Raw genomic sequence first — 25,836 nt, forward strand, 5'->3', positions numbered from 1 at the left:
AAGTAAATACGTTACCCAAACTACCTGTTATAGTAGGATCTGTAGGACCTTCGTAAACCAAATGGTCTTTAATATTTCTTTCCTGGAAATTGATATTACTTGTAGTAATCTGACCATATTCATTGACGAAGGTAGGCAAACCGTTTTCATTCAAGCCTTTGAAATCCATAGAGAACAAAGAGCGTACCGGATAACCTTCCAATGCGAAACCAACCCCAGAAATCATATCAATTACACGAGAATTGGCATCCAGTTCTGTTACCTCATTTTTTGCTTTAGAGAAAATGAAATCGGTATTCCATTTGAAATCTTTTGTTACAATATTACGGGTAGACAACGTAAACTCGAAACCATGCGATTTCATACTTGCCACATTGGCGAATTTGGCAGTCTGTCCACCTGCACCCATTGTATTGATAACACCAATCAAATCGTAGTTATTACGTTTATACCAGTCGGCAGCAAAGTTAATGCGGTTATCCAAGAAACCAATTTCCGCACCGATATTCAACTCATGCTTCTTTTCGTAAGTCAACTCACTGTTTTCAAGTTCATTAATCTGCAATCCCGATTCACCTACGCTGGCAAACGGACGATATGGATTATAACTCTTGATGATTACACGTGAGTTGGAAACCGATGCAGGTCCACGGTCTGCAGTCAACGAGTAAGATGCTTTCAATGTCAGGTTCGACAAAGTTGGACGTAAATTCTCGAACCAGCTTTCTTCGTGCGCATTCCATGCAGCAGAAACGTTCCATGTAGGCAACCAGCGTGCCGCACGACTTTTTCCCAATTTATTGGAACCTTCATAACGTACTGTTCCATTAAAAGTATATTTACCTGCATAAGAATAAGTAGCAGTTCCAAAGAAAGCCACATCGCGAGAACGTGTCATTTCTACCGTATAATAATCTGCATTTTCTTCTCTTCCCTGTTTAAAGTATAAATAGTCATACGACGCAAGCATACCCATGTCATACTGCAAGCCTACACCTTCAAACCATGTTCTGGTACGGTCTGTTGCATTCAATTCCATACCTCCGAAGAAGTTGAATATATGCTTTTCATTGAATACATCATTATAACTTGCTGTAGCACGGAAGTCATAACTTGTCATTCCATATTTCGTTTCACGATAGAAGCCACCGACAGGCAATACAGATACCGGCAATGAGTTTACCTTATCCGGATCGGTATACAACCATGGGTTTGCGTCACGCATAGTAGCATCGTCCATAGCACGATAAGCCCAAGCCTGATTAGAAAAATCAGTAATATTATGTGACTGGGTAGTGGTAGAATACTTATAAGCACCCAATGCAGACAATTCTACCTTACGGAATGGCTTCCATTTCAATTCACCCTGAAATTTCATATCAATCACATTCAAATCCATATAGTTGTTCTCCAACTCATGAAGAATGTTGAATGGCGCATAGTTACGTACATAGTATTCATTCGGATCCAATGTACGGGAAGTGTTCAACGCATACGAATACGGGTTGATGTCAAAGTCACGTCTTACCTCACCACTTACTGGGTCTAAAGAAGAACTCAGTGTACCCGGAGCACGCTGTTTACGGTAAGAAGCATTTCCAATCAAATTCAATGAGAGTTGTTTCGATATATTGTACAATGCATTGATATTGGCTGTATAACGCTGTACTTTACTTTGTTTTGTCCATCCCGGATCGTTCATCACACTCAAAGATGTATAATAAGAAGCCTTCTCTGTACCGCTGGTCATACTTACAGCATGGTTCTGAGAAATACTATTATTAAACAGAATATCGAACCAGTCTGTATTACGATACTCAGCCTGACGCAAATATGCGTTTCGGGCTTCCGGAGTGTTAGGCAATGCAAAACCACCGGTAGAATAATCATTCATCAAGTGATACATCTTACCATACACACCACTTTCCGATGCACGGTATACGTCAGCGAAATTCAGATAACCATTGTTTGCCAACGTTTTATAAACTCCCATCTGCTCCTGCGAGTTCATAATGTTGAAATTGCTATAACTGGGCTTCAAACGCATAGAAAACTCACCGGTATAGCTAATCTTATTTGTTCCCGCTTTACCTTTCTTGGTTGTGACTACAATGACACCGGCCATTGCACGTGCACCATAAATAGAGGTAGCAGAACCGTCTTTCAGAATCTGGAAACTTTCGATATCGTCTGCATTCAAACCTGCAATAGCCGAACTGATCAAAGTAACGGCATCACCTGAAGACAATTCATCTGCACCGACTTCGGTTACATCTTCCATGATTACTCCATCGACTACCCACAACGGTTTAGAACTACCGTAAATAGAAGTGGCTCCACGTACACGGATTTTAGGAGCAGTACCAAAAGTACCGGAAACGTTCTGTACAGACACACCTGCTGCACGTCCTTCCAAAGCACGGCTCACTTCTGGAACACCATCCAGTTTTGCATCTTCTGCAGAAATTTTTGTCGCAGCACCAGTAAACAAACGCTTATCCATACGCTGCATACCGGTTACCACCACTTCCTCGAGGACTTCGGTATCGGACTCGAGCTTTACAGTCATATTATTTTTGGCAGTCAACGTAACGGTCTTCATGCCCAAATAGCTAATCTGTAACTTTCCTCCCTTATTAACCTTTACACTAAACTTACCGTCGATATCGGTAATCGTACCGGTAGTTGTTCCTTGTACCAGGATTGATGCTCCAACGATAGGTTCTCCATCTTCTGCCGAGAGCACCACACCCGAAATCTGCGATGTTTGCGCAATCGCTAATCCTATGCCTATCAGCAGATAGGCATAGAATAACATTAACCTTCTTTTCATACTCTCTCTTTAAAATTATATATTAACGTTTTGCAAACGTATGTATAATTTTTCATAAAAACAACACCAAATATGCATTTTTTATTAAAATATTTGCAAATGATATAATTTTCTTGATACATAACAATTAATATCATTTTATCACAAAACAAAAACATATAAAATGCAATACTGAAACATTTAAGAGATTATCAATATCAAAAAGACACAAAAACACAAAACAGAATACTAAGACATGGAAATTATTTAACAAAAGATAAAAAATAATATCAAAAGATAGACAAAAAGACAAAAAAGCTTCTACCAAAGGGGAAAAGCATAAATAAAACAGCAATTCATAAGAATATAAACCAAAGAGCGTCTCACTTTAAGGAGACAACTGTCTCATTGTAATGAGACGAGTGTACCAGCCTAATGAGACGACCGTCCCACTGCAAGGAGACGACTATTCATCATAATCGAAGTATACATGTAATGCATTATTAATCAAACAAAAGCACACTTCGTATAAAAACAAAAAAGGTTGCCTGCCGGTGTGAAACGACAGACAACCCTCTTCTATAATCAAGTCCGGATTTTATTCGCAATAATCTCCGTTAGCTTTTATCAGTTCAATCAGCTTTTCTACAGCCTGTTCTTCCGGAATATTTTTTTCTATGCATTCCTTTTTCTTATACAGACTGATTTTACCTCGACCGGCACCTACATACCCATAGTCTGCATCGGCCATCTCACCAGGACCGTTCACAATACAGCCCATGATACCAATCTTCAGTCCTTTCAGATGAGAAGTAGCAGCCTTGATACGGGCAATGGTGGATTCCAGATTGTATAAAGTTCGTCCACATCCCGGGCACGAGATATATTCCGTCTTCGAAGTACGTACCCGTCCGGCCTGCAAGATGCCGAATGCAGTTTCATCGACTTTTACATCAGAAATTTTACCACCATGATTGTAAAGCAGGATACCATCACAGAAACCGTCGAAAATCAATGCACCCATATCGGCAGCCGACTTTATTTGCAGGTTTTCCAATTCTTCTTCCTGATAAAGCTGGAAGAAGACAACCGGATTTTCCAGACCGTATGTCATCAGCTGGTGTACAATTCCCCGGAATTCTCCCAATCGGTTGGGGTGATTGCTTTGTGCTACAATGACCACTTCCGGATGAAGACGCAAACAAGCCATTGCCTCTTCTGTCAGTCCCATATAAGGCACAAAAAGGAATTTCATCGAAGCCTCACAATGATGCAGACCAATCAACTGCTGATAATTGAATGCCGGATAAACACCTTCTTCTCCCTTCCAGACATTGGCATCGACAATATAGCCTACCCCCGAAGGTCTTGTTTCGGGCAATTGCTGGCCACAATAGATATAGTCGGGCCTGAACTGCTCACTCACTGCCATGTTACCATCCAAACGGGCAGAAATTACTACCGGAACATGTTCACCTCCAATGTTTCCAACCGCCTTTGTTGTACGACGAACCGGATTTACGTAATCGAATCCCGGCGCTTCTGCTCCTGGGATATAAGGGTGATTTTCACGGGAAACGATATAGTCGACCAATTTACGGGCCACAGGAATTTCTGCTTCGGGAGCTTCACTCAGTGAAACACGGATTGTATCACCCAATCCATCGGCCAGAAGGGCTCCAATACCTAATGCCGACTTAATACGTCCGTCTTCCCCATCACCTGCTTCGGTTACTCCTAAATGTAACGGAAAGTTCATTCCTTCCTTCTCCATCTGTTCGGCCAACAGACGAACGGTCTTCACCATAATTACAGTATTCGAAGCCTTGATGGAAATGACTACATTGGTAAAGTCTTCTTCTACACAGATACGAAGAAACTCCATACACGATTCCACCATACCAGCCGGTGTATCGCCATAGCGCGACATGATACGGTCTGACAAGGAACCGTGATTTACCCCGATACGGATAGCTGTATGGTTTTCCTTACAAATGTTCAGGAAAGGAACAAAACGGTTACGTATCTTCTGTATTTCCTGAGCATATTCCTCGTCGGTATACTCCAGTTTCTTAAAGGTACGGGCAGCATCTACATAGTTTCCCGGGTTGATACGTACCTTCTCAGCATAGAGGGCAGCTACATCGGCCACATTGGGATTAAAATGTACATCGGCTACCAAAGGAGTATCGTAACCCTGCGAGCGCAAACCTACATTTATGTATTTCAGATTTTCTGCTTCGCGTACTCCTTGTGTGGTAAGACGCACATACTCCCCTCCGGCATCAATAATACGTTTGGCCTGTTCCACACAAGCTTCCGTATCCATTGTCACCGTATTGGTCATACTCTGTATACGTATAGGATTAGCGCCACCCATAGGAGTGGCGCCAACATATACCTCATTCGCCTGTCGGCGAGAATAGTTGAAGTAATCCATTAGTTTGTTTTGTAAGCGTATTTAACTTCTTTCAGTTCTTCGTTGGCTTTTACTATCTTGTTCTTCAGGCCTTCTTTGTATGCTGCAAACTTCTGAGCCAATTCAGTATCTGCCAATGAAAGCATCTGAACAGCCAGAATAGCTGCATTCATAGCTCCATTAATCGCTACAGTAGCTACAGGAATACCGGGAGGCATCTGTATAATAGAATACAGTGCGTCTACGCCATCGAGTACAGAACCTTTTACCGGAACACCGATTACAGGCAATGTGGTATTGGCAGCAATAACACCTGGCAAAGCAGCAGCCATACCGGCAGCAGCGATAATCACTTTAATGCCTCTTTCGGCAGCTCCTTTAGCAAAAGCTTCTACTTCTGCCGGCGTACGATGAGCCGAAAGTGCATTCATCTCGAAAGGTACTTGCATCTCGTCGAGCAACTTCGCAGCCTTCTCCATCACAGGAAGGTCGGAAGTGCTACCCATAATAATACTTACAACTGGTTTCATCTTTTTATCTTTATTCATTAATAATCTGTTTGTATGCTTCTGCATCCATCAGATCATCCAGTTCCGAAAGGTCTGTCGGCTTTATCTTGACAATCCAGCCTTCTCCATAAGGAGACTGATTGACCATTTCAGGGTGTTCTTCCAACTCCGGATTTACTTCCAGAATTTCACCTCCTACCGGAAGGAAAAGATCGGATACAGTCTTTACTACTTCAATTGTACCAAATACTTCACCTTTTTCCAAAGTTTCACCTTCTGTAGTTACATCGACAAACACAATATCACCCAACTGGTCTTGTGCATAGTCTGTAATACCTACATAGGCTTCTTCGCCTTCTACACGAATCCATTCATGTTCGTTCGTGTACTTTACATTTGTCGGGAAATTCATAATCTTTTATTTTTAAGGTTAATATTTTGACAAGGGAACAAGGCAACGAGTTGACAAGGTTTCAGATACAAGGTGATAAAGCAAAAAGTCTTGCTTCCTTGCCAACTCGTTATCTCGTTCACTCATTTTTCTTCAAATAAACAAAATTCCAATGACTCCACAAAGCAATCCGACCAAAAAGCCTCCTCCTACTTCACCCAATGTGTGCTGACGGACAATGATTCTTGCAGAACCTAACATTCCTGCCAGCAAGACAAAGATACAAAGCCAGGATATAGGATTGAACTGAAATATAAAACTGTACGATAAAAGTCCGCCTACCATCATGCCGCTACTGGCCATATGGGTACTGATTTTCCATTTCATGTTGATAATTGCACAGATTACCATACAGAGAAGTACAGCCATTACAATACCGCACATATAGCGGGGCAAATGAATGCGAAACATGGTCAGCAGACAACCGATATAGCTGAGTATCGTCAAACCGTAAGGTATGAAACGGCGTTCTCTGTGCCCCAACTCACGAATTCCCCATCCATTGATTTTCTGAAACAGATAAATGGCCAGCATGGGTAACAGAATGGTAAAACAGTAAATCATGGCCAAGATGGTTACTTTATACTGCAACGGCATAATACGCAAGTAGGTAAAGCCAAACAGCAGCACGAAAGCAACAAAAGGAACCATAAAAGGTGTAAAGACAGCCGAAATGATACGGGACACCGTATAGAGCAAGTCTCTGTTTTCCGATTGAGAACGGGGAACAGGCTCGTGAAATGTCAATTGATCGGGGATATTTGTCTCTTCCATCATATTATAATTATCTTCTTAATCGAGCTACAGGTATATTAAGTTGTTGACGATACTTGGCTACTGTACGACGGGCTATGGGATACCCTTTTTCTTTCAGTATATCCGCCAGTTCGTCATCGGTATACGGTTTCTGTTTGTCTTCCTGGTCTACACATTCTTTCAATATGCGCTTGATTTCGCGTACCGAAAGCTCTTCTCCCGACTCTGTCGTATAGCCATCGCTAAAGAAGAACTTAAGCGAATAGATACCAAAGTTGGTCTGTACATACTTACTGTTGCTTACACGCGATACGGTGGAAATATCCAACTGTGCACGTTCTGCCACATCTTTCAAGATCATCGGACGTAGTAATGATTCATCACCCTCCTGAAAGAAAGGACGCTGCAAATCTATAATAGCTTGCATTGTGCTTAATAAAGTCTGCTGACGCTGCTTGACTGCATTAATAAATCCCTGGGCTGCATCTACTTTCTGTTTCAGAAACATCATCGCGTCTTTCGACTCTTTGCTCTGATTGGCTTTATTACGCGTATGTTCGTCGAGCATTTCGGAGAACTCACGGCTCAGCCTCAACTCGGGTACATTACGATTGTTCAAACTGAGAGAGATGGTGCCGTCTTCTTCTGTATCGACAATAAAGTCTGGAATAATCTGCTGCATATTCTTGCCTATCACTTCTCCCAATGAACTTCCAGGGCGTGGATTCAGTTTAGTCAACTCGGCTACAGCTGCCTGATAAGTTTCCTCGGATATGCCTAACTTCTGCATAATCCGTTCTTTATTTTTCTTGGTGAACTCATCACAGCATTTGCTAATTATATCCAGTTCCACCTGCTTTAGAGGTGTGTTTTCTTTTCTCTTTATTTGTAAAAGCAAACATTCCTGCAAATCGCGCGCACCGATACCTGCCGGATCAAAATCCTGAATAATCGACAATACATGCTCCAATTCTTCGGCCGTAGTGTATACTCCCTGATAGATAGCCAGCTCATCGAGCAATGCCTCTGTACTTTTACGCAACATACCATCATCATCGAGCGAACCGATGAGATACTCTCCCAACTGTTTTTCTTCAGGAGTCAAATGCTGCATATCAAGTTGTTCTTTCAGAGTTTCATAAAAGGAGATACTGTCGGAGAAAGGAATTTCTTCTGCTGTTTCTCCTTTGGAACGGTTGTTCTCCTGAAGCTTATAATCTGGAATATCATCTTCTGTACGATAATCTCCCAGTGAAAGGTCTTCCGAGGAATCAGAATCTCGCTCTGCTTCTCCATCCAGATAACCATCCTGTTCTTCTGCTTCTGCGGAAGATTCCTTTCCTTCCTCCAGAGCCGGATTATCGAGCAGTTCGGCATGAATCCGTTCTTCCAGCTCCACAGTTGGAAGTTCCAATAATTTGACAGCCAGTATCTGTTGAGGAGATAAGGTCTGAATTTGTTGTTGAGCCTGAGTCTGTTCCAGACGTGAATGTTGCACCATATTCTATTATTCCACTTACGTTCTACGATTAGCAGCTACAAATGTATGAAAAATCTTCATCAAAATCAGTATCTGAAACTACTTCCTCCTAAAAACTCACGCAACAGTGAAGTAGGAGGTAATTCCTTGTCGCGTACAGAAACGAAATAAGATAAAAACCTCAGCAAACGGTGTGCCTCCGAATATTCCGGAGTATTATTAGGCACTTTGCGCAAAATTGGCTCTACATAATCTTTTAGCACAGCCAATTCAAACAACAGTGCAGAGTTGAACATGGCATCCGCATACTCCTGATAAGGGAAAATCCATTTGTCTTCTCCTGCCCGTACACTTCCCCATCGGGCTATGGTCTCTTCTGCCGAATAGTTCCGGTATTTATAATCGCGTATAATACGGCGCAACAGCCGGTTATCGGTAGTAGGAATGTAATTGTGATAATCAAGTTGAATAGTAGTCAAAGCCGATACATAAATCTTAAACTTATTGGCCGCAGGAATATTGGGAGTAAGTGCAGGATTTAAGGCATGGATTCCTTCCAGTATCAGAATCATATGATCGTCTATACGCAATTTATTTCCGGTCATTTCCCGCTTTCCTGTGGTAAAATTGAAACGAGGAAGTTCTACTTCTTTTCCGGCAAGCAAATCACTTAACTGTGACTCAAAGAAAGGCAAGTCGAGTGCGTATAAAGACTCAAAGTCATGCTTTCCATTTGCGTCTAAAGGAGTTTTTTCCCTGTCTACAAAGTAATCATCCAATGAAATAGGGTAAGGCTTTAAGCCATTTGCCATAAGCTGAATGCTAAGACGCTTACTGAAAGTGGTCTTGCCGGAAGAAGAAGGACCGGAAATTAAAACCAGTTTTACCCGTTCTCCATTCTGATTCCGGTTGGTGATTTCATCGGCAATCCGTGAAATTTTCTTTTCCTGCAGAGCTTCGGATAAATTAATCAAATCCGTTGCATGTCCTTCATTGCAGGCCACATTAAAATCACCGACAGTGCTGATTCCCATAATCCTGTTCCAACGGTGATACTCCTGAAAGACTTCCAACATTTTTTCTTGCTTGATAACTTCTTCCAGTTTACCTGGATTTTCACGGCTGGGGATACGCAAAAGCAAGCCGTCATAATATTTGGCAATATCAAACAAATGGATGTATCCGGTACTGGGCACCAAGCTGCCATAGTAATAATCTACCGTATCGCCCAAACGATAATAACAGGTATACAACTGGCCGGAAGTTTTCAACAGTTTTACCTTATCTGTCATCCCCCGTTGCAAAAACAGATTAATCACCTCATCTGTATGGGCTTCGGTACGTAAGAAAGGAAGATTGGCTTCAATGATTTCATGCATTTTCTGCTTGATACGCTGTACATCATCCAATTCAACGGGACGGCCGATATGCAAATTACAGAAATATCCTTTCGAAACCGGATATTCAAGAGAAACCGTACCGTCCGGATACAATTCTTCGACTGCACGCACCAAAATAAAACACAAAGAACGGACATAGGTACGCATACCTGAAGTAGTGGTTATATCGAGGAATTCTACGTCTTTGTTATAATACACCCGGAAATCCAGACTTTCTACCTTATTATTAACTTTCGCACTCACAGGCCCATAGGGCATTTCCAGATTAAATCCTTCATAAATATCCAAAAGACTGCTTCCTTCGGGAAATTCTTTTGTTAAATTCTTATTTTTGCAATATATTTGTAGCATAATCGTAATAAATATTACTAACACAGTGAATTTGCAGTTAATTTACTCATTAAACCATTAACTGCCTATTTCCAACTTAATTAATTAGAAATGGAATATTCTTTTTATGATTTTTTAAAGCTGCTGGGTTCTTTAGCACTCTTCCTGTATGGAATGAAAATCATGAGTGAAGGACTTCAGAAGTTTGCGGGCGACAGACTCCGTAGTATCTTAACGGCTATGACCACCAACCGAGTCACCGGAGTCTTAACGGGCGTACTGATTACAGCACTTATCCAATCGTCCTCTGCCACCACAGTAATGGTAGTCAGTTTCGTAAATGCCGGACTACTTACCCTCTCGCAATCCATCGGTGTTATTATGGGAGCCAACATTGGTACTACTGTCACAGCCTGGATTATTTCTGCATTGGGCTTTAAGGTCGACATTTCTGCATTTTCACTTCCACTGCTGGCAATCGGTATTCCACTTCTTTTCTCTCAAAAAAGTACACGCAAATCTGTCGGTGAATTTATATTTGGTTTTGCATTCCTTTTTATGGGATTAAATCTTCTAAAAACCAATGCTCCCGATTTAAGTGCTAATCCTGATATGTTAGCCTTTGTACAGAACTATACCGACATGGGCTACTTCTCCATTTTACTTTTTGTCTTTATCGGTACCATACTTACGATGATTGTACAGGCATCTGCCGCCACAATGGCTATCACCCTTATTATGTGTGCCAATGGATGGATCAGCTTCGAACTGGGAGCCGCACTGGTATTAGGAGAGAATATCGGTACAACCATCACGGCAAATTTAGCAGCACTTACTGCCAATACACAAGCCCGAAGAGCTGCAGTGGCACATTTAATGTTCAATGTATTCGGTGTATTGTGGGTTCTGATTCTCTTTGAACCTTTTATACATATGGTAGACTGGCTGATTACTGACTTCATGAAAGTAAGCGAGGCTGACGGTGTAGCTGTTTCATTTAAATTATCTGCTTTCCATACCTGTTTCAACGTATGTAATGTATTAATATTGATATGGTTCGTTCATTTCATTGAGAAGACAGTCTGCAAACTGGTTCCTCAGAAAGAACAGGAAGAAGAATACCGTCTGCAATTCATCACCGGAGGTATGCTTTCTACAGCAGAACTTTCTATCCTTCAGGCACGTAAAGAAATCAATTTGTTCGCTGAACGTATTCAGCGTATGTTCCGTATGGTTAAAGATTTATTGCATACTGAAAACGAAAATGATTTCAATAAATTATTCAGCCGTATCGAAAAATACGAAAACATCAGTGATAGCATGGAGCTGGAAATAGCCAACTATCTGAATCAGGTATCAGAAGGACGTCTAAGTTCAGAAAGTAAATTACAGATTCGGGAAATGCTACGTGAGGTTACAGAAATAGAAAGTATAGGAGACAGTTGTTACAATCTGGCACGTACTATCAATAGAAAACGCAGGGGAGATTCTGATTTCACAGAGAAACAGTATGAGCATATTCATCAGATGTTCTCACTGACGGACAATGCACTGAGTCAGATGATTGCATTGGTAGAGGATACACATCACAGCGTAGATGTCAATCGTTCATTTAACACTGAAAACGAAATCAACAACTACCGAAACCAGCTTAAGACCCAAAACGTAATTGATGTAAATAATAAAGAATACAGTTATCAGATGGGAGTTCACTATATGGATATTATCGCAGAATGTGAGAAACTGGGGGATTATGTTGTAAATGTAGTAGAAGCTCACTCTGATGTAAAAGAGAAGAAAGCTTAACCCTTCATTCATATAAACCATACTAAAATGCCGGTCGTGTACCGGCATTTTTTTGTTTCATGAAAAAGCTTATACGATTATGTATCCGGTTTTCACCTAAATGTCAGAATACAAAAATGGCATGTGAAATGACAAACTTCTGTCGATTCACATGCCATTATATAAAAACTTTATCAGATATGCTTTTTGTAATTTCAGACCTCTTCCTTTTTACTTGGCAGCATCAGCAGAAGCCACTACAGGTGCTGATAATATTTCCTTATATTGCTGTTTGTCCTCCAACACTTCTATAGCCTTGTCCAATACCTCATCATCTTTCAGCAACTGCATCACCGCACCACGCTGATAAAAATAACGGGCAATAACTTCCTGTTCCAGTTCTTTGCGGATAGGTTTGGCAAAGTGATCTAAATCGCGGTCAAGATTGTGATTCAACTTTTGCTCTAATGCCTTAAACTCCTCGGAAGCTCCTTCCATATATCCTTCAAACTCAGCAATCTCCTTTAAAGTCTTCAACATTTTCTCGCTCTGACGGTCGTAAGTAAAATTACGAGATTTGACCAATGCTTTAAAATCAGCATAATCAGAGTCTGTCAAGGCAAACGAATCAACAGAAGCCGGGGCCTCATGAGTAAGACAGTACTGTGTAGCATAATCGAATATCAAATCCTCATTCATCAGATAAAAGAGAATATTAGGAAATTTCTCTCCTTTCACTTCAATATCCGGACGAATACCTCCTCCGTCGCGAACCTCACGCCCTGCCGCTGTATGGAACACATTGGTCAGACTATCAGGTGTACGGGCTACCGAACCATCTGCATTTTTCTTTGCATAGTCAATCGCCTGAATACAACGTCCGCTTGGTATGTAATATTTAGAAGTAGTCACTTTCAAAGTTCCATTATAAGGCAATGGACGAGTAGTCTGGACTAAACCCTTACCATAAGTACGTGCACCAACTACCACTGCTCTGTCTAAATCCTGTAACGATCCACTTAAAATCTCAGAAGCGGAAGCAGAATTTCCATTCACAAGTACAGCCAGTGGGATTTCAGTATCAATCGGCTCGTATTGCGTTTTAAACGAACCCATTGCCTGACGAATCTTTCCTTTTGTGGTGACAATTTCTGTTCCTTTAGGAACAAAGAAATTTACGATATCTACAGCTTCCTGCAAAGAACCTCCTCCATTATCACGTAAATCAATTATCATAGAAGTAGCTCCATGCTGTTTCAATTCAATAAAAGCCTTTTTTACATCCTTCGCACAATTGTCTGTAAACCCTGTAAGCGAAAGATAACCTACACTATCGCGTACAATACCATAATAAGGCACTGGATTTGTCCGGATATTCTTACGGGTAATCTTAAACTCAAGTATTGTACTGTCGTTTTTCAAAGGACGCTGCACTTTCAACACAAAAGAGGTTCCCGGTTCGCCACGCAACGCATCACTCACTCTGCTGGAAAAATCCTGTGGTTTCTGGTCACCACGTACCATTTCTTTTCCTCCGATAGCAAGAATGATATCACCTGCCTTTACACCTGCTTCAGCCGCCGGCATTCCTTCAATCGGCTCTACTATTGCAATCCGGTCTTTCGATTCGTAATAACGGATAGCAGCTCCAATGCCACCGTATTTACCTGTAATCAATTCTTTCAGACTGCTAACTTCCTCTTCGGGATAATATTCGGTATAAGGGTCTGTCAATGACAACATTCCGTTTATTCCATTCTGAATCATCTTTTCTACATTGATCGTATCCACATAAAACAGATCCAATTCCTTAAAAATTGAATTAAATACATCCAAGTTCTTTGAAATCTGGAAATTACGATCATCACCCTTAAAACTTGACAACCCCAGTGCCAATGATACCATCAACACTCCTGCCCATATTGCTCTTCTATTCATATCTATTCAAGTTGTTTATACAAATAAACACAATATTCTATTTACGCATGCAGAACCCTATCAATATTTAACTTTATTTCGTTCCATTTCTCTGGTTTCAACTCAGTTCCTACTATTTGAATAACTTGTCCTGCCAAAATTGAACTAATTTGCGCACATTTCTTCAGCGAACAACCACAAACCAGACCATACAAGAATCCAGCTGCATAAAAATCACCTGCCCCTGTTGTATCTACGACTTTCTCTACAGGAACAGGAGTCACTTGTACAAATTCCGTTCCTTTTTTAATCAACGAGCCTTCTTTTCCTGTTTTGACGATAGCAACGCTACATAAAGAAGATATTTCATCTAAAGCCTCCATAGGGTCCTTGCCTGTATAAGCCCTTGCTTCGCTTTCATTTGCAAATACAATATCCACATAGCGCTCTATCAACATAGCAAAGAATTCACGCTCTTCTTCTACAATATTGTAACTCGCCATATCGAGACAAATCTGTAGTCCTGCCTGTTTAGCCAACTGCATTGCACGTAAAATAAGGTCATGATCCTGCAATAAATATCCCTCTATATAAAAATAGGTATATCCTTCGAACATTTCAGGTGACAAATCCTCTGCTTTTAATGTCGCTGCAGCCCCCAGATAGGTACAAAATGTACGCTCTCCACCCGGAGATATAAAAGTAGAGGCTATCCCTGTAGGCAAACTACCCGACAATAAATTGGTTGTTACCCCATAGTCCTGCAAGGTAGCTGTAAAAAACCGGCCGTTTTCATCCTCACCAACCTTTCCTATCAATCCGGGAGTAGCTCCCAGTTTAGCCAAAGCCGCTATTGTATTACACGCTGCCCCACCGGTTGCACGATGAGTAGGTAATGAGGCAAACTTCCCTCGCACTTTCTGCAATACCTCTTCATTTATCAACTGCATGCTTCCTTTTGGCAAATTCAGCTCTTCAAGTAACAAATCATTGTCTAAAACAGCCAAAATATCCACTAAAGCATTGCCCATTCCAAGAATTTTGTCCATTAGTAATATTTTTTTTGCAAAGATATTGCATATTTCAAAATATCCTACTACCTTTGCCTCGCAATTGAGAAAAAACCTTCTTCAGTAGCTCAGTCGGTTAGAGCATCTGACTGTTAATCAGAGGGTCGTTGGTTCAAGTCCAACCTGAAGAGCTTTCTAAACACAATTGCACCATTCTTCAGTAGCTCAGTCGGTTAGAGCATCTGACTGTTAATCAGAGGGTCGTTGGTTCAAGTCCAACCTGAAGAGCTTTTCTAAACATAATTACATCATTCTTCAGTAGCTCAGTCGGTTAGAGCATCTGACTGTTAATCAGAGGGTCGTTGGTTCAAGTCCAACCTGAAGAGCAAAAGTTCGTCTCCAACAAGACGAACTTTTTTTATAAATCCCCAAAAACTATCATTATGGACGATTCAAACCCGCGAACGTACACTTACAAGTATTTACCTTCTCCGTTGAAGAAGTAAAATAAGGTTTTGATGTCCTTGTGTTACCCTTTCAACGGATACAAAAACAAGAAAGGAATAGCACAATGAGAAAGTATCTTTATTGTGAAGCCGGATTTATTGAAAAACCCAATTGGCTTCCCCACTGCTGGGTAAACGTAGAATGCCCCACCCAAGAAGATTTCGATTTTCTACAAAACACGCTAAAAGTACCTGCTTCTTTCCTACATGATATAGCAGACACCGACGAACGTCCACGAACCGATACAGAAGGAAATTGGTTATTGACTATTCTGCGTATTCCCATACAAACCCCACAAGACAAAGTCGCATACACCACAGTACCCATCGGAATCATTACCAACAATGAAATTGTAGTATCCGTATGCTACCATTCCACCGAAATGATTCCCGACTTTATTGAACATACCCGCAGAAAAGGAATCAATGTTCCTAATAAGTACGAACTCATCTTACGGCTAATCTACTCCTCAGCCGTATGGTTTCTGAAATACTTAAAACAAATAAACAACGAAGTCAGCTGTGCGGAAAAAGAATTGGAAAAAAGCATCCGAAACGAAGACTTGCTCCGTTTGATGAACCTACAGAAAAGTCTGGTTTATTTCAACACCTCCATCCGTGGAAATGAAACCATGATTGGAAAACTCGGCAATATCTTCAATGAAAAGGATTACCAAAATTCAGAACTGACGGAGGATGTGCTTATCGAACTGAAGCAAGCACATAACATGGTCAACATTTACAGCGACATTCTGACAGGTACAATGGATGCGTTTGCCTCCATTATATCCAACAATGTCAACACCATCATGAAACGCATGACCAGCCTTTCCATTGTATTGATGGTTCCCACATTGATAGCCAGTTTTTATGGAATGAATGTAGACATTCATCTGGAACACATACCCCACGCTTTCAGTTTGATTGCACTCATTTCCGTCTGCCTGTCAGTTACAGCACTGATTATTTTCAGAAAAATCAAATGGTTCTAATCCAACCACAGTCTTGCCATTGTTCTCTCCAATTCAAGAACAATGGCAAGACTTCACAAAAAAAAAAGAAAACCATTCACACCATGCGATACGGAGTCTCCAAATACACATTACTCATCACAGCTGGAATAATCTGGCTGATAGCAGGCATTAATATCCTTCAGACTGGTATCACCTACTGGTTTCACACATCCCATTATTGGCTTTTCAAAATCTGTGAGGCCAGCCTCATCTTCCTCCTCTTTTTCGGACTCATCTTTCATAAGGTATATAAAAAGCACACACAACGTATCCTGCAAAAGCAACACAAAAACTGCCCCTTCTCCTTTTTCGATGTGAAAGGATGGATTATGATGGCTGTCATGATGGGAATAGGAGCCGGCATACGCCGCCTGCACCTGCTCCCCGAATCATTTATTGCAGTATTTTACACCGGACTGTCTCTTGCCCTTATAGGCACAGCCATTCGCTTTCTTCTATTTTGGAAGAAAGCCAGAACATCCTCCCCAATCGATCAGGCATAAAAGAATTCCCCACAGACCTTCAACATTCTGTAATAAAAGGCCGGCCTTCACAGATTTCTTCTCTGCAAAGGCCGGATATAAGTAGGGACATTCACTTCGGAACATTCCATCAGCAGCCCGATTATTTCACATAATCAGCAGGAAACGAGGTCCGTTGTTCTATCGAACCATTTGTCAAACGGATATAAGTATCAATTACCCGTTTCCCTTCCGTCAACTCAATCACACGCGCCCCATTAGGAATATGAATATACTCTGTAGGGCCTCCTGTGAAACGGCCATAAGCCAACAAAATATTATACCAGTTTACAGCATAGTCATTATCATGGTCATGACCTACAAATACTCCCATTATATCTCCCTGTTCTTTCATAGCCGCAAATAAACCAGAATTCAATTCAGGAGAACAAGCCTTTTCTCTTCGGATACCATACAATGTAGTATTCTCATTCTGTGCAGCCAGATTATATTCCGGCAGAGGAATATGGAAGAAAGCCAATGCCGGCAGAGGAGTGCCGCCGTTCTGCCTGGTATAAGTACGACTCGTCTTCACATACCAGTTTACCTGATCCAAATGAATATAATCATAACCTCCTACTCCCTGTTCCTCAAGTAAAGAACCACGGTTCGAGTCGATAAAATAAAGAATCATCTTATTTTTATCATCGTTTCCTCCTTTGACTTCCAACGTATAATTACCATCTCCGGTCACTCCTTCCACATCCGAAGCCACACAATAAGGAAACTCACGTGCAATCTTCAACAACTCCGCGTTACTCAACCCCTGTTCCCGGTCGTGATTGCCAAATGCAAGAGCAAAAGGAATCTTATATTGTGAAATAAATTCCATCACATGACGGAAGTTCTTATCAGCCGGAGCACTGTAAATAATATCACCTGTCAATACCACCAAATCCGGTTTTTCAGCCTCCAATGTATTTTTTATACAAGTAAATGCAATATCCGAACGGGTATCCTGCCATTTGATATGCAAATCCGTAAACTGTACAATCTTAAATTTACCGTCTTTATTAAATTTCAATGTATTGGTTTGTGCATTGCTCCCCATAGCCACACACAACAGCAGAATTGCTGTAAATAAAAAGTTCTTCATAAAAGATTTATTTTTAATTATAACCTATGCCATTAAAAAAGGCTTCTATAAATCCTTTTTAGAATTTACAGAAGCCATTTCAAGTACTCGAAGCGGGACTTGAACCCGCACAGCCGCAATGGCCAAGGGATTTTAAGTCCCTCGTGTCTACCGATTCCACCATTCGAGCAGCCTATAAGAGCGGAAAACGAGACTCGAACTCGCGACCCTAACCTTGGCAAGGTTATGCTCTACCAACTGAGCTATTTCCGCGTTACGGGTGCAAATGTAGAAACTTTTACAATACCTTCCAAACATTTCACCCGTTTTTCTTTTATAAATATTACATTATCGTCCTAATAAAGACTTCTCTGCACACATTACCGTATCGAAGCCAAATCCGGACACAACTTCATTCATCAAGGCTTCAATCTTGTCGTTACACAAATTGCCGATACTTCCGGCATGGGTATGATGCACCTGCTTGTTATGTGTAAACTTACCAGCCTCAATATCCAATCCTACCTTCTTATAAGCATCGCGGAAAGGCATTCCTTCGGCAGCCAGACGGTTGACCTCTTCTACACTGAAAATATACAGATACTTGTCATCGTCCAATATGTGTTCGTTCACCTTTATCTTATCCATGATGTAAGTAGCCATTCGCAAGCAGTCGTTCAACTCTTCGAAAGCCGGCAAGAACACTTCCTTGATAATCTGAAGGTCACGGAAGTATCCCGAAGGAAGATTATTCATAATCAGCATAATCTGCTGTGGCAATCCCTGGATTTTATTGCATTTGGCACGAGTCAACTCAAATACATCCGGGTTTTTCTTATGAGGCATGATACTGGAGCCGGTAGTACATTCGTCCGGTAACTTCACAAAACCGAAGTTCTGGCTGCTGAACATGCAGGCATCGAAAGCCAGCTTAGACAATGTGCCGGCAATAGAAGCCAGTGCAAAGGCTACATTTCTTTCCATCTTTCCACGTCCCATCTGCGCATACACTACATTATAGTTCATGGAATCGAATCCCAGCAGACGAGTTGTCATCTCACGGTCGAGCGGGAAAGAAGAACCATATCCGGCTGCCGAACCCAACGGGTTACGGTTACACATCTTATAAGCAGCCTGCAAGAACATCATATCATCTACCAGACTCTCTGCATACGCACCAAACCACAAGCCAAAAGAAGAAGGCATGGCAATCTGCAAATGTGTATATCCCGGCATCAATACATCTTTATAGCGGTTGCTCTGCGCAATCAGCACACGGAACAAATCCTCCACCGCTTCGGCTACCCCTCTCAACTGCTCACGGGTAAACAACTTCAAGTCGAGCAAAACCTGATCGTTGCGCGAACGTCCACTATGGATTTTCTTTCCTACATCTCCCAGTTTACGGGTCAGCATCAATTCCACCTGAGAATGAACATCTTCTATACCATCCTCTATCACAAACTCTCCTCTTTCTGCAGAAGCATAAATCGCTTTCAGTTCTTCCAGCAACACCTTCAGTTCTTCTGCTGTCAACAAGCCTATACTCTCAAGCATGGTAATATGAGCCATCGAGCCCAATACATCATGCTTAGCCAGATAAATATCCAGTTCACGGTCGCGCCCTACTGTAAAGCGGTCGATTTCGGCATTTACCTGCACATTTTTTTCCCAAAGTTTCTGAGCCATAATCAAACTATTAATAAGGTATCATAGCCAGCATGTCTGCCAGTTTATCCACTCCTTCTTTCAGCGGTTTGGATACCATTGCTTTCATAAACATATTCACTTCTGCCCCAATTGTCACTCTCATTTTCGCTTCCACATCGGTAACCGGCAGAATCTGTATCCACAAGTTCAAAGGAATGGGTGTCTTGTCTCCTTCAAATTTAATACACTTCATTGGTTCACGCTCCACGATACGCAACGTCAGACTAATGCCCTGCACCTTCAGTGTAAGCGAATCCTGGTCGAACGACATATCTTCCAGTTTTCCTTCCAACTTGTCTTTCAGCAAATCCAAACGTTCACGTACAGAAGCCAGATTATTCAAATCGGCCAATTTTGTATATACTCGTTCCTGGCTATAAGGAACATGCTTTACTTCACTTTCAAACTTTACCATAACAATTAAAAAAAAGAACACGGATTGCAAGGACAAACACGGTTCATTCTCCAAACCGTGAGCTCCGTGTAATCCGTGCCTCTATTATTTAATAAGAAAAACTTTACTTATTTTCCTGTCCAGTGAGAAGGATCTTCTCTCCAAGCCTGTAATACCGGAATATCTTCTTCGTTGATATAATCAGTTTTCAATGCTGCATCCAATACTGCATTGTAGTTAGTCAGTGTAACCAATTCTACTTTTGCATGTTTAAATGCTTCTACAGAAACATCGAAACCATAAGTAAATGAAGCAACCATACCAATCACTTCGCAACCGTCGCGACGGATAGCTTCAACAGCCTTCAAGCTGCTTCCACCTGTAGAAATCAAGTCTTCTACTACTACAACTTTCATACCCGGACGCAATTCGCCTTCGATTAAGTTTTCCAATCCATGATCCTTTGGACTTGAACGAACGTAAACGAACGGAAGGTTTAATTCTTCGGCAACCAATGCTCCCTGTGCGATAGCTCCTGTAGCTACACCCGCAATGGCATCCACCTCTCCGAATTTTTCAAGAATCACACGACAAATCTCCAACTTAACAAAGTTACGTAGAGCAGGATAAGACAAAGTCTTACGGTTGTCACAGTAAATAGGAGACTTCCAACCTGATGCCCAAGTAAACGGATTTGCTGGCTGAATCTTAACAGCTTTTACCTTCAGTAACTTTTCTGCGAATAATCTTTCCAAAGCTTTCATAATTAGCAATTATCTAATAAACATTTCTGCAAAATTATGGAAATACATTGGTATAAGAAAATAATGAATCATTATTTTTATGAAAAAATTATCAGACGATTCTATTTAGCCCAGGCAAGCGTAACGACACTAATCCGTATCCCCTCTACCTGCGCCAAAGCATCGGCACAGGAAATCAGAGTGGCTCCTGTAGTGAGTACGTCATCAACAATCATTACATGAGTATGACTTAACGATTGTGCAGCACCGGTAGCCCGAAAAAGTTGTGATACATTCTGCCATCGTTCGAACCCGCTCTTGTGTGTCTGGCTTTCATTGTTATGAATACGGCATACCGCTTCTGTACAAAGTGGAATATGAGTATACATGGAAATGCCTTGAGCCAGCAGTTCGCTCTGATTATATCCTCTTCTTTTCTTACGCGACGGATGCAAAGGAACGGGAAGCAGATAATCTACACCGTCGAAGAATCCTGACGGTTTCAGTTCTTCCGCCATCAGCCTCCCCATTTGCAAGCAAAGCTTTTTGCGGCCCTTATATTTCATCCCATACAGAATCTGTGCTACATGACCGTCTTTCTTATAAAAGAACAAAGAGGTAGCCCGTTCTACCGGGAAGCGTCCCCAAAAGCAACGTTCCATTTCATTGCCGGATGTATTCCCCAGTCCTGTATAAGGAAGGCCGGATATACAAGATACACACAAGGCCTTCTCTCCTGCCAGCAACGGTCTGCCGCAAGTTACACAAAAACGAGGAAAGAAAAAGTCTTTCCAGTCAGTCCAGAAACTCATCCGTTTGTCTGATATAACGTAACACTTCGTCCATCGCAAATCCGCGGCTCACCGCAAAACGAATCAGTTTTGAATTCCGTTCATAGTCGCTTCCGGCTTTCAAGCCTCTGGCTTTCTGCGCCAGCAACGATTTCAGCACATTGTTGTACTCTTCTTCGTCAATTTCTTCCAGCCCGGCCTCTATATCCTCAGAAGGAAGTTGCTTCATGCGCAAGGCCTGTACAATCTTCATCCTTCCCCACTGATTGAAGCGATACTTATCGCGCACAAAAGCCCGACAAAAACGGGAGGTATCCAGAAAGCGGTCTTTTGCCAAACCGGAAAGAATCCGTTCCGCCACTTCCGGCTCTGCGCCCCACTGACGCAACTTTTCCCTTACCTCTGCCGGACAATGCTCTGATTTTGAGCAATAGGCTTCGGCCTTATATTTCAGTTCTGCTTCCGTATATTCTTTCATAAAATGGTTTTAACAGCCTTAATCATACGGTCGTTGCCAGACAAATCTTTTCTCAGTTCAATTTGCCCATACCCCATCTTCTGCAGCAATGCCACAGTTTCCGGGCCGTATGCACGGTTTATTTCATAATATAAAGTTCCTCCTTCGCACAATATCTGCTGTCCGATTTCCGCTATCCGCCGGTAAAACAGCAAAGGATCGGTATCGGGCACAAAAAGAGCAAGTTCCGGTTCCCAGTCGAGCACATTACGCTCCATCTCCGCCCGCTCACTCTCCGTAATGTAAGGAGGATTACTGACCAATACATCCACCTGCACCGAAGGAATATCAGCAGACAACACATCGACTCTTTCCAGCAAAACACGGGCTTTATTCTTGTCTGCATTCCGTGCAGCTACCTGCAAAGCCTTTTCCGAAACATCCCACGAAGTAACCTGTACCTCCAGCAGACGGTTTGCCAAAGCAATCGGAATGCATCCGCTTCCTGTTCCGATATCCAAGATACGGACTCCCCCACGGGGATAGTCCGCAGCAATCCAGTCTATCAGTTCCGCAGTTTCAGGACGCGGAATCAGTACATCGGGCGTTACTTCCAGACACAGACCGGCAAACGAAACCTCACCGATGATATACTGCAACGGTTCATAACGTTTCAAGCGCTCCAGAATCTCCTCCAGTTTTCTCCGGTTATCCTCCGGAAAATTCATATCTTTGCCTGTATAAAGTTCTGTCACCGAGAATTGGAATAACTCAGTCAATATCCATTTCGCCAAAGCAGAAGTCTCTGTGTCGGGATAAATTCCAGACAATGTATTTTTTATATATGTGTAAATAGGATGCATAATATGCAAATTTAAAAATAAAATACAAGATGATGACAAAAGACGAAAAATATATCAGCCGCTGTATACAGCTTGCACGAAACGGATTGTGCAATGCAGCTCCTAATCCCATGGTAGGAGCCGTCATCGTGTACAAAGACCGTATCATTGGAGAAGGATACCATATCTGCTGTGGAGAAGGTCACGCCGAAGTCAATGCCATCCGCTCGGTAAAAGACGAAGCGTTACTCAAAGAATCGACCATCTATGTCAGTCTGGAACCTTGTTCACACTACGGCAAGACACCACCATGTGCCGACCTGATTATCAGTAAAGGTATCCCTCGGGTAGTGATTGGCTGCGTAGACCCTTTCTCGCTGGTAGCAGGCAGAGGAATACGTAAATTACAGGATGCAGGAATTCAGGTTACAGTAGGGGTCTTAGAAAAAGAATGCCAGGAACTCATCAGACGTTTCATCACTTTCAATACTCGAAAACGTCCTTATATCACATTAAAATGGGCACAGTCGAGCGATGGGTTTATCGACATTCTTCGTGAAGGAGGCAGCCCGGTAGTTTTATCTACTCCACTCACGTCCATGTACGTACATAAACAGCGTGCAGAGCATAAGGCTATTCTTGTAGGAAGGAAAACGGCTTTACTCGACAATCCGTCACTGACAACACGCCATTGGTACGGAAAAAATCCGCTTCGTCTTGTAATCGACAAAGAATTAACCCTTCCTTCTTCGCTGAAACTGTTCGACGGTTCGGTTCCCACCTGTGTCTTTACCAATCGTGAAAAAGAGTCTACAGACGCTATCCGCTACATCCGGCTGGATTTTAACCGGTCCATTATTCCCCAGATAGCCGATTATCTGTACGGACAGAAAATCCAGTCGCTGCTGGTCGAAGGAGGAAGTCGGCTCTTACAAAGTTTTATCGACAGTGGATATTGGGACGAAATCTATGTGGAACATTCCCGTACTTCTCTGCAACAAGGTGTAAAGGCCCCTCTTATTCCAGCTGGAATACAGGCTACTTACTTCGAACGGGGCGGAGTTACCACCGCACATTATATCCCAAAAGAAAACAGTTTATAATCAGATAAATATATTTAAAATACAAATTCTTTTCTTCATCCGGCGTCGTCGGCCGAACAGCCGGCGGTGCCGGATATAAAAACGACATCGCCGAATGACCGTCCGACGACGTCGGTTAAAAGTCCTTACTTATCCCATCTACCTGTGTATCCAGTCTCATTCCATCATACATCCATAAGTTTCCATTACATTCTATTGCGGATAAAATCTTCTGAATGGCAGATAAAAAAGGCACGTTTATCCATAATTTTATATAAAACTTGACACAAAAGTGGTGATTCGAAAAAAAACTTTCTACTTTTGCAACTTGTAATAATAGAAATCATTTGCAAATGAAAATAAAGTTTTTACCAGCCCTCGTCGGCTTGTTTTTAACAACTTCTACATTTACCTCGTGTCTGGATACTGAGGTAACAGAAATAACATACAGTTCCGATTCCAGTATCAAATCGTTTTCACTGGGCACACTGAAAGTAAAAGTAACAGGAAAAGATAAAGAAGGGAACGATTCTATTTACTATGATGCAGTAGATATGTCGGACTATCCTTTTACTATTGACCAGATAAACAGAACTATTGAAAATAAGGATTCACTACCTGTCGGTACAGACATCTCAAAAGTAATTACCAATATTACAGCAGACAGCAACTATATTTTATACGGAAAGAAAAAATCGGCTGATAGTGAACCGACTGATACTTTATGGACCAGCACCGACTCTATTGACTTCTCATTCGGTCCGCTTCAATTCCAGGTGACTGCATACGATATGTCTAAAGGACGTCCATATACAGTTAAAGTGAACTTACATACCCAGGATCCGGATTCATTGATTTGGCACTCTGTATACGATACACATACATTCACTACCGACCTGACAGAACAGAAAGCCATCTACAAAGACAATAAGATTTATGTATTTGGTACAGCCAACGGAGCTCCAACACTTCAGTACACTACAATCAGCTACAACAGCGATTTCTCGGGTGCTGTTCCGGGCGCATGGCAGGAAATGGAAACTCCGCTTCCTCAAAATACAGATCCTTATTCTGCCACTTTATGGAATAATGAAATCTATTTCCTTGCACAAAGCAAATTGTACAAATTGACAACAAATGGCTATGAAGAAATTCAGGTTGCAAATGCCACTGAAGGTTTTTCACAACTGATTTCCGGTTATAATACCACTTTATATGCCCGCAAAGCCAACACCGAAAAGACCTTTACCAGCCTGACTGTAAGCAATGAAGCTTATTCTTGCACAGACGACGGCGATGGCTCTGCACCGATTATATTCCCTGCAACTGCACAACCGTTTTCTGCTGTCACAGTACCCGCATCACACAATAATACACTCTATCGTACGATAGTAATGAGTAGCGGAGAAACGGCAAGCGAAAAAACCGGTATTGTATGCAGCCGTCTGTCGAGTGATAACTCATGGATAACCTATACACAGCCAGATACATTGAGTTGTCCTAATATCACTAACCCAACTATGATTTATTACAATAAAAAACTATATGCATTTGGTGGTGCATCAAAGGCATCCGACGGTGCTCATGAAGCATTTGCATTACTCTACAGCTCAACAGACAACGGATTAAGCTGGGATAACATTGCTATCCATGAAACATTCGCCAAACCGACAGAGGATGACAAGACCTTCACTGAAAGATATGCAGAAACTCAAAGCTACTCTTGTACTGTAGATGAGCATAATTTCATCTGGATTATCTGGGGCGACGGCTCAATGAGCAGAGGACGAATCAATCATTTGGGCTTTGCACCAAAATGGTAAACTATCAACC

At 41.8% G+C, this 25,836-nt stretch carries 21 protein-coding genes and 5 tRNA genes; 8 read left to right on the plus strand and 18 right to left on the minus strand.

The window, feature by feature from the left end; genetic code table 11:
- From WKU26_RS03915 to WKU26_RS03945, 7 genes are all read right to left on the minus strand, one after another.
- The coding region (locus WKU26_RS03915; RefSeq protein ID WP_340320971.1) for a SusC/RagA family TonB-linked outer membrane protein at nucleotides 1-2,833 on the minus strand (2,833 nt) is incomplete at its 3' end.
- 577 nt (nucleotides 2,834-3,410) lie between these two features.
- Nucleotides 3,411-5,252: a 4-hydroxy-3-methylbut-2-en-1-yl diphosphate synthase gene (locus WKU26_RS03920; RefSeq protein ID WP_340320972.1), complete on the minus strand. Its 1,842-nt coding sequence runs from the start codon at nucleotides 5,250-5,252 to the stop codon at nucleotides 3,411-3,413.
- A complete protein-coding gene (gene purE / locus WKU26_RS03925) occupies nucleotides 5,252-5,761 on the minus strand; it encodes a 5-(carboxyamino)imidazole ribonucleotide mutase (protein WP_178267049.1) in 510 nt (169 codons plus the stop codon). The genes WKU26_RS03920 and purE overlap by 1 nt, the downstream gene beginning before the upstream one ends.
- A gap of 10 nt (nucleotides 5,762-5,771) precedes the next feature.
- Nucleotides 5,772-6,152 carry a glycine cleavage system protein GcvH gene (gene gcvH, locus WKU26_RS03930; protein ID WP_178267048.1) on the minus strand — a complete coding sequence of 127 codons (381 nt, stop codon included), beginning with the start codon at nucleotides 6,150-6,152 and terminating at the stop codon, nucleotides 5,772-5,774.
- A gap of 132 nt (nucleotides 6,153-6,284) precedes the next feature.
- On the minus strand, nucleotides 6,285-6,965 hold the full coding sequence (locus WKU26_RS03935) for a hypothetical protein (RefSeq protein ID WP_340321054.1): 681 nt from the start codon (nucleotides 6,963-6,965) through the stop codon (nucleotides 6,285-6,287).
- A 10-nt stretch (nucleotides 6,966-6,975) separates the two neighbouring features.
- The gene (gene rpoN / locus WKU26_RS03940; protein ID WP_340320973.1) at nucleotides 6,976-8,448 is read right to left on the minus strand and encodes an RNA polymerase factor sigma-54; all 1,473 of its coding nucleotides are present in this window, start codon (nucleotides 8,446-8,448) and stop codon (nucleotides 6,976-6,978) included.
- A 65-nt stretch (nucleotides 8,449-8,513) separates the two neighbouring features.
- The gene (locus tag WKU26_RS03945) at nucleotides 8,514-10,187 is read right to left on the minus strand and encodes a nucleoside kinase (RefSeq protein WP_340321055.1); all 1,674 of its coding nucleotides are present in this window, start codon (nucleotides 10,185-10,187) and stop codon (nucleotides 8,514-8,516) included.
- Nucleotides 10,188-10,268: 81 nt separating this feature from the next.
- On the opposite strand from WKU26_RS03945, the gene WKU26_RS03950 reads away from it, so the two are divergent.
- Nucleotides 10,269-11,963 carry a Na/Pi cotransporter family protein gene (locus WKU26_RS03950; protein ID WP_340320974.1) on the plus strand — a complete coding sequence of 565 codons (1,695 nt, stop codon included), beginning with the start codon at nucleotides 10,269-10,271 and terminating at the stop codon, nucleotides 11,961-11,963.
- A gap of 210 nt (nucleotides 11,964-12,173) precedes the next feature.
- Here WKU26_RS03950 and WKU26_RS03955 read toward each other — a convergent pair whose 3' ends face one another.
- The gene (locus WKU26_RS03955; protein ID WP_445323212.1) at nucleotides 12,174-13,847 is read right to left on the minus strand and encodes a S41 family peptidase; all 1,674 of its coding nucleotides are present in this window, start codon (nucleotides 13,845-13,847) and stop codon (nucleotides 12,174-12,176) included.
- Nucleotides 13,848-13,921: 74 nt separating this feature from the next.
- Nucleotides 13,922-14,908: an adenosine kinase gene (locus tag WKU26_RS03960; protein WP_340320976.1), complete on the minus strand. Its 987-nt coding sequence runs from the start codon at nucleotides 14,906-14,908 to the stop codon at nucleotides 13,922-13,924.
- A gap of 78 nt (nucleotides 14,909-14,986) precedes the next feature.
- Here WKU26_RS03960 and WKU26_RS03965 point away from each other — a divergent pair.
- The 5 genes from WKU26_RS03965 to WKU26_RS03985 all read left to right on the plus strand — a co-directional run bounded on the left by WKU26_RS03965 (nucleotide 14,987) and on the right by WKU26_RS03985 (nucleotide 16,891).
- A tRNA-Asn gene (locus tag WKU26_RS03965) sits at nucleotides 14,987-15,060 on the plus strand.
- Nucleotides 15,061-15,083: 23 nt separating this feature from the next.
- A tRNA-Asn gene (locus WKU26_RS03970) sits at nucleotides 15,084-15,157 on the plus strand.
- Between the two features lie 24 nt (nucleotides 15,158-15,181).
- A tRNA-Asn gene (locus WKU26_RS03975) sits at nucleotides 15,182-15,255 on the plus strand.
- 185 nt (nucleotides 15,256-15,440) lie between these two features.
- Nucleotides 15,441-16,367, plus strand: a complete 927-nt coding sequence (locus WKU26_RS03980) for a magnesium transporter CorA family protein (RefSeq protein WP_340320977.1) — start codon at nucleotides 15,441-15,443, stop codon at nucleotides 16,365-16,367.
- Between the two features lie 83 nt (nucleotides 16,368-16,450).
- Complete coding sequence (locus tag WKU26_RS03985; RefSeq protein WP_340320978.1) at nucleotides 16,451-16,891, plus strand: hypothetical protein; 441 nt, start codon at nucleotides 16,451-16,453, stop codon at nucleotides 16,889-16,891.
- A 121-nt stretch (nucleotides 16,892-17,012) separates the two neighbouring features.
- Here WKU26_RS03985 and WKU26_RS03990 read toward each other — a convergent pair whose 3' ends face one another.
- The 9 genes from WKU26_RS03990 to prmC form a co-directional block, all read right to left on the minus strand.
- Nucleotides 17,013-18,005 (minus strand): metallophosphoesterase family protein, encoded by a 993-nt coding sequence (locus WKU26_RS03990; protein WP_340320979.1) that lies wholly within the window; start codon nucleotides 18,003-18,005, stop codon nucleotides 17,013-17,015.
- An 84-nt stretch (nucleotides 18,006-18,089) separates the two neighbouring features.
- Nucleotides 18,090-18,174: transfer RNA gene (locus WKU26_RS03995), tRNA-Leu, on the minus strand.
- Between the two features lie 10 nt (nucleotides 18,175-18,184).
- Nucleotides 18,185-18,257: transfer RNA gene (locus tag WKU26_RS04000), tRNA-Gly, on the minus strand.
- Between the two features lie 75 nt (nucleotides 18,258-18,332).
- On the minus strand, nucleotides 18,333-19,673 hold the full coding sequence (gene argH / locus WKU26_RS04005; RefSeq protein ID WP_178267040.1) for an argininosuccinate lyase: 1,341 nt from the start codon (nucleotides 19,671-19,673) through the stop codon (nucleotides 18,333-18,335).
- 10 nt (nucleotides 19,674-19,683) lie between these two features.
- A complete protein-coding gene (locus WKU26_RS04010; protein WP_178267039.1) occupies nucleotides 19,684-20,109 on the minus strand; it encodes an SRPBCC family protein in 426 nt (141 codons plus the stop codon).
- Nucleotides 20,110-20,216: 107 nt separating this feature from the next.
- Nucleotides 20,217-20,852 (minus strand): orotate phosphoribosyltransferase, encoded by a 636-nt coding sequence (gene pyrE / locus WKU26_RS04015; protein ID WP_178267038.1) that lies wholly within the window; start codon nucleotides 20,850-20,852, stop codon nucleotides 20,217-20,219.
- Nucleotides 20,853-20,953: 101 nt separating this feature from the next.
- Complete coding sequence (locus WKU26_RS04020) at nucleotides 20,954-21,643, minus strand: ComF family protein (RefSeq protein ID WP_340320980.1); 690 nt, start codon at nucleotides 21,641-21,643, stop codon at nucleotides 20,954-20,956.
- Nucleotides 21,627-22,100 (minus strand): regulatory protein RecX, encoded by a 474-nt coding sequence (locus WKU26_RS04025; protein WP_338157986.1) that lies wholly within the window; start codon nucleotides 22,098-22,100, stop codon nucleotides 21,627-21,629. The genes WKU26_RS04020 and WKU26_RS04025 overlap by 17 nt, the downstream gene beginning before the upstream one ends.
- The gene (prmC, locus tag WKU26_RS04030; RefSeq protein ID WP_340320981.1) at nucleotides 22,097-22,942 is read right to left on the minus strand and encodes a peptide chain release factor N(5)-glutamine methyltransferase; all 846 of its coding nucleotides are present in this window, start codon (nucleotides 22,940-22,942) and stop codon (nucleotides 22,097-22,099) included. The genes WKU26_RS04025 and prmC overlap by 4 nt, the downstream gene beginning before the upstream one ends.
- 32 nt (nucleotides 22,943-22,974) lie before the next feature.
- Between prmC and ribD the strand changes: the two genes are divergently transcribed.
- Nucleotides 22,975-24,024 (plus strand): bifunctional diaminohydroxyphosphoribosylaminopyrimidine deaminase/5-amino-6-(5-phosphoribosylamino)uracil reductase RibD, encoded by a 1,050-nt coding sequence (gene ribD, locus WKU26_RS04035; RefSeq protein ID WP_340321056.1) that lies wholly within the window; start codon nucleotides 22,975-22,977, stop codon nucleotides 24,022-24,024.
- 332 nt (nucleotides 24,025-24,356) lie between these two features.
- Nucleotides 24,357-25,826, plus strand: coding sequence for a DUF6242 domain-containing protein (locus tag WKU26_RS04040; protein WP_340320982.1), 1,470 nt, complete (start codon nucleotides 24,357-24,359; stop codon nucleotides 25,824-25,826).
- Nucleotides 25,827-25,836 lie beyond the last annotated feature (10 nt).

Origin of the sequence: Phocaeicola sp. HCN-40430, assembly GCF_037890285.1 — a bacterium.
Classification (GTDB): domain Bacteria; phylum Bacteroidota; class Bacteroidia; order Bacteroidales; family Bacteroidaceae; genus Phocaeicola; species Phocaeicola acetigenes.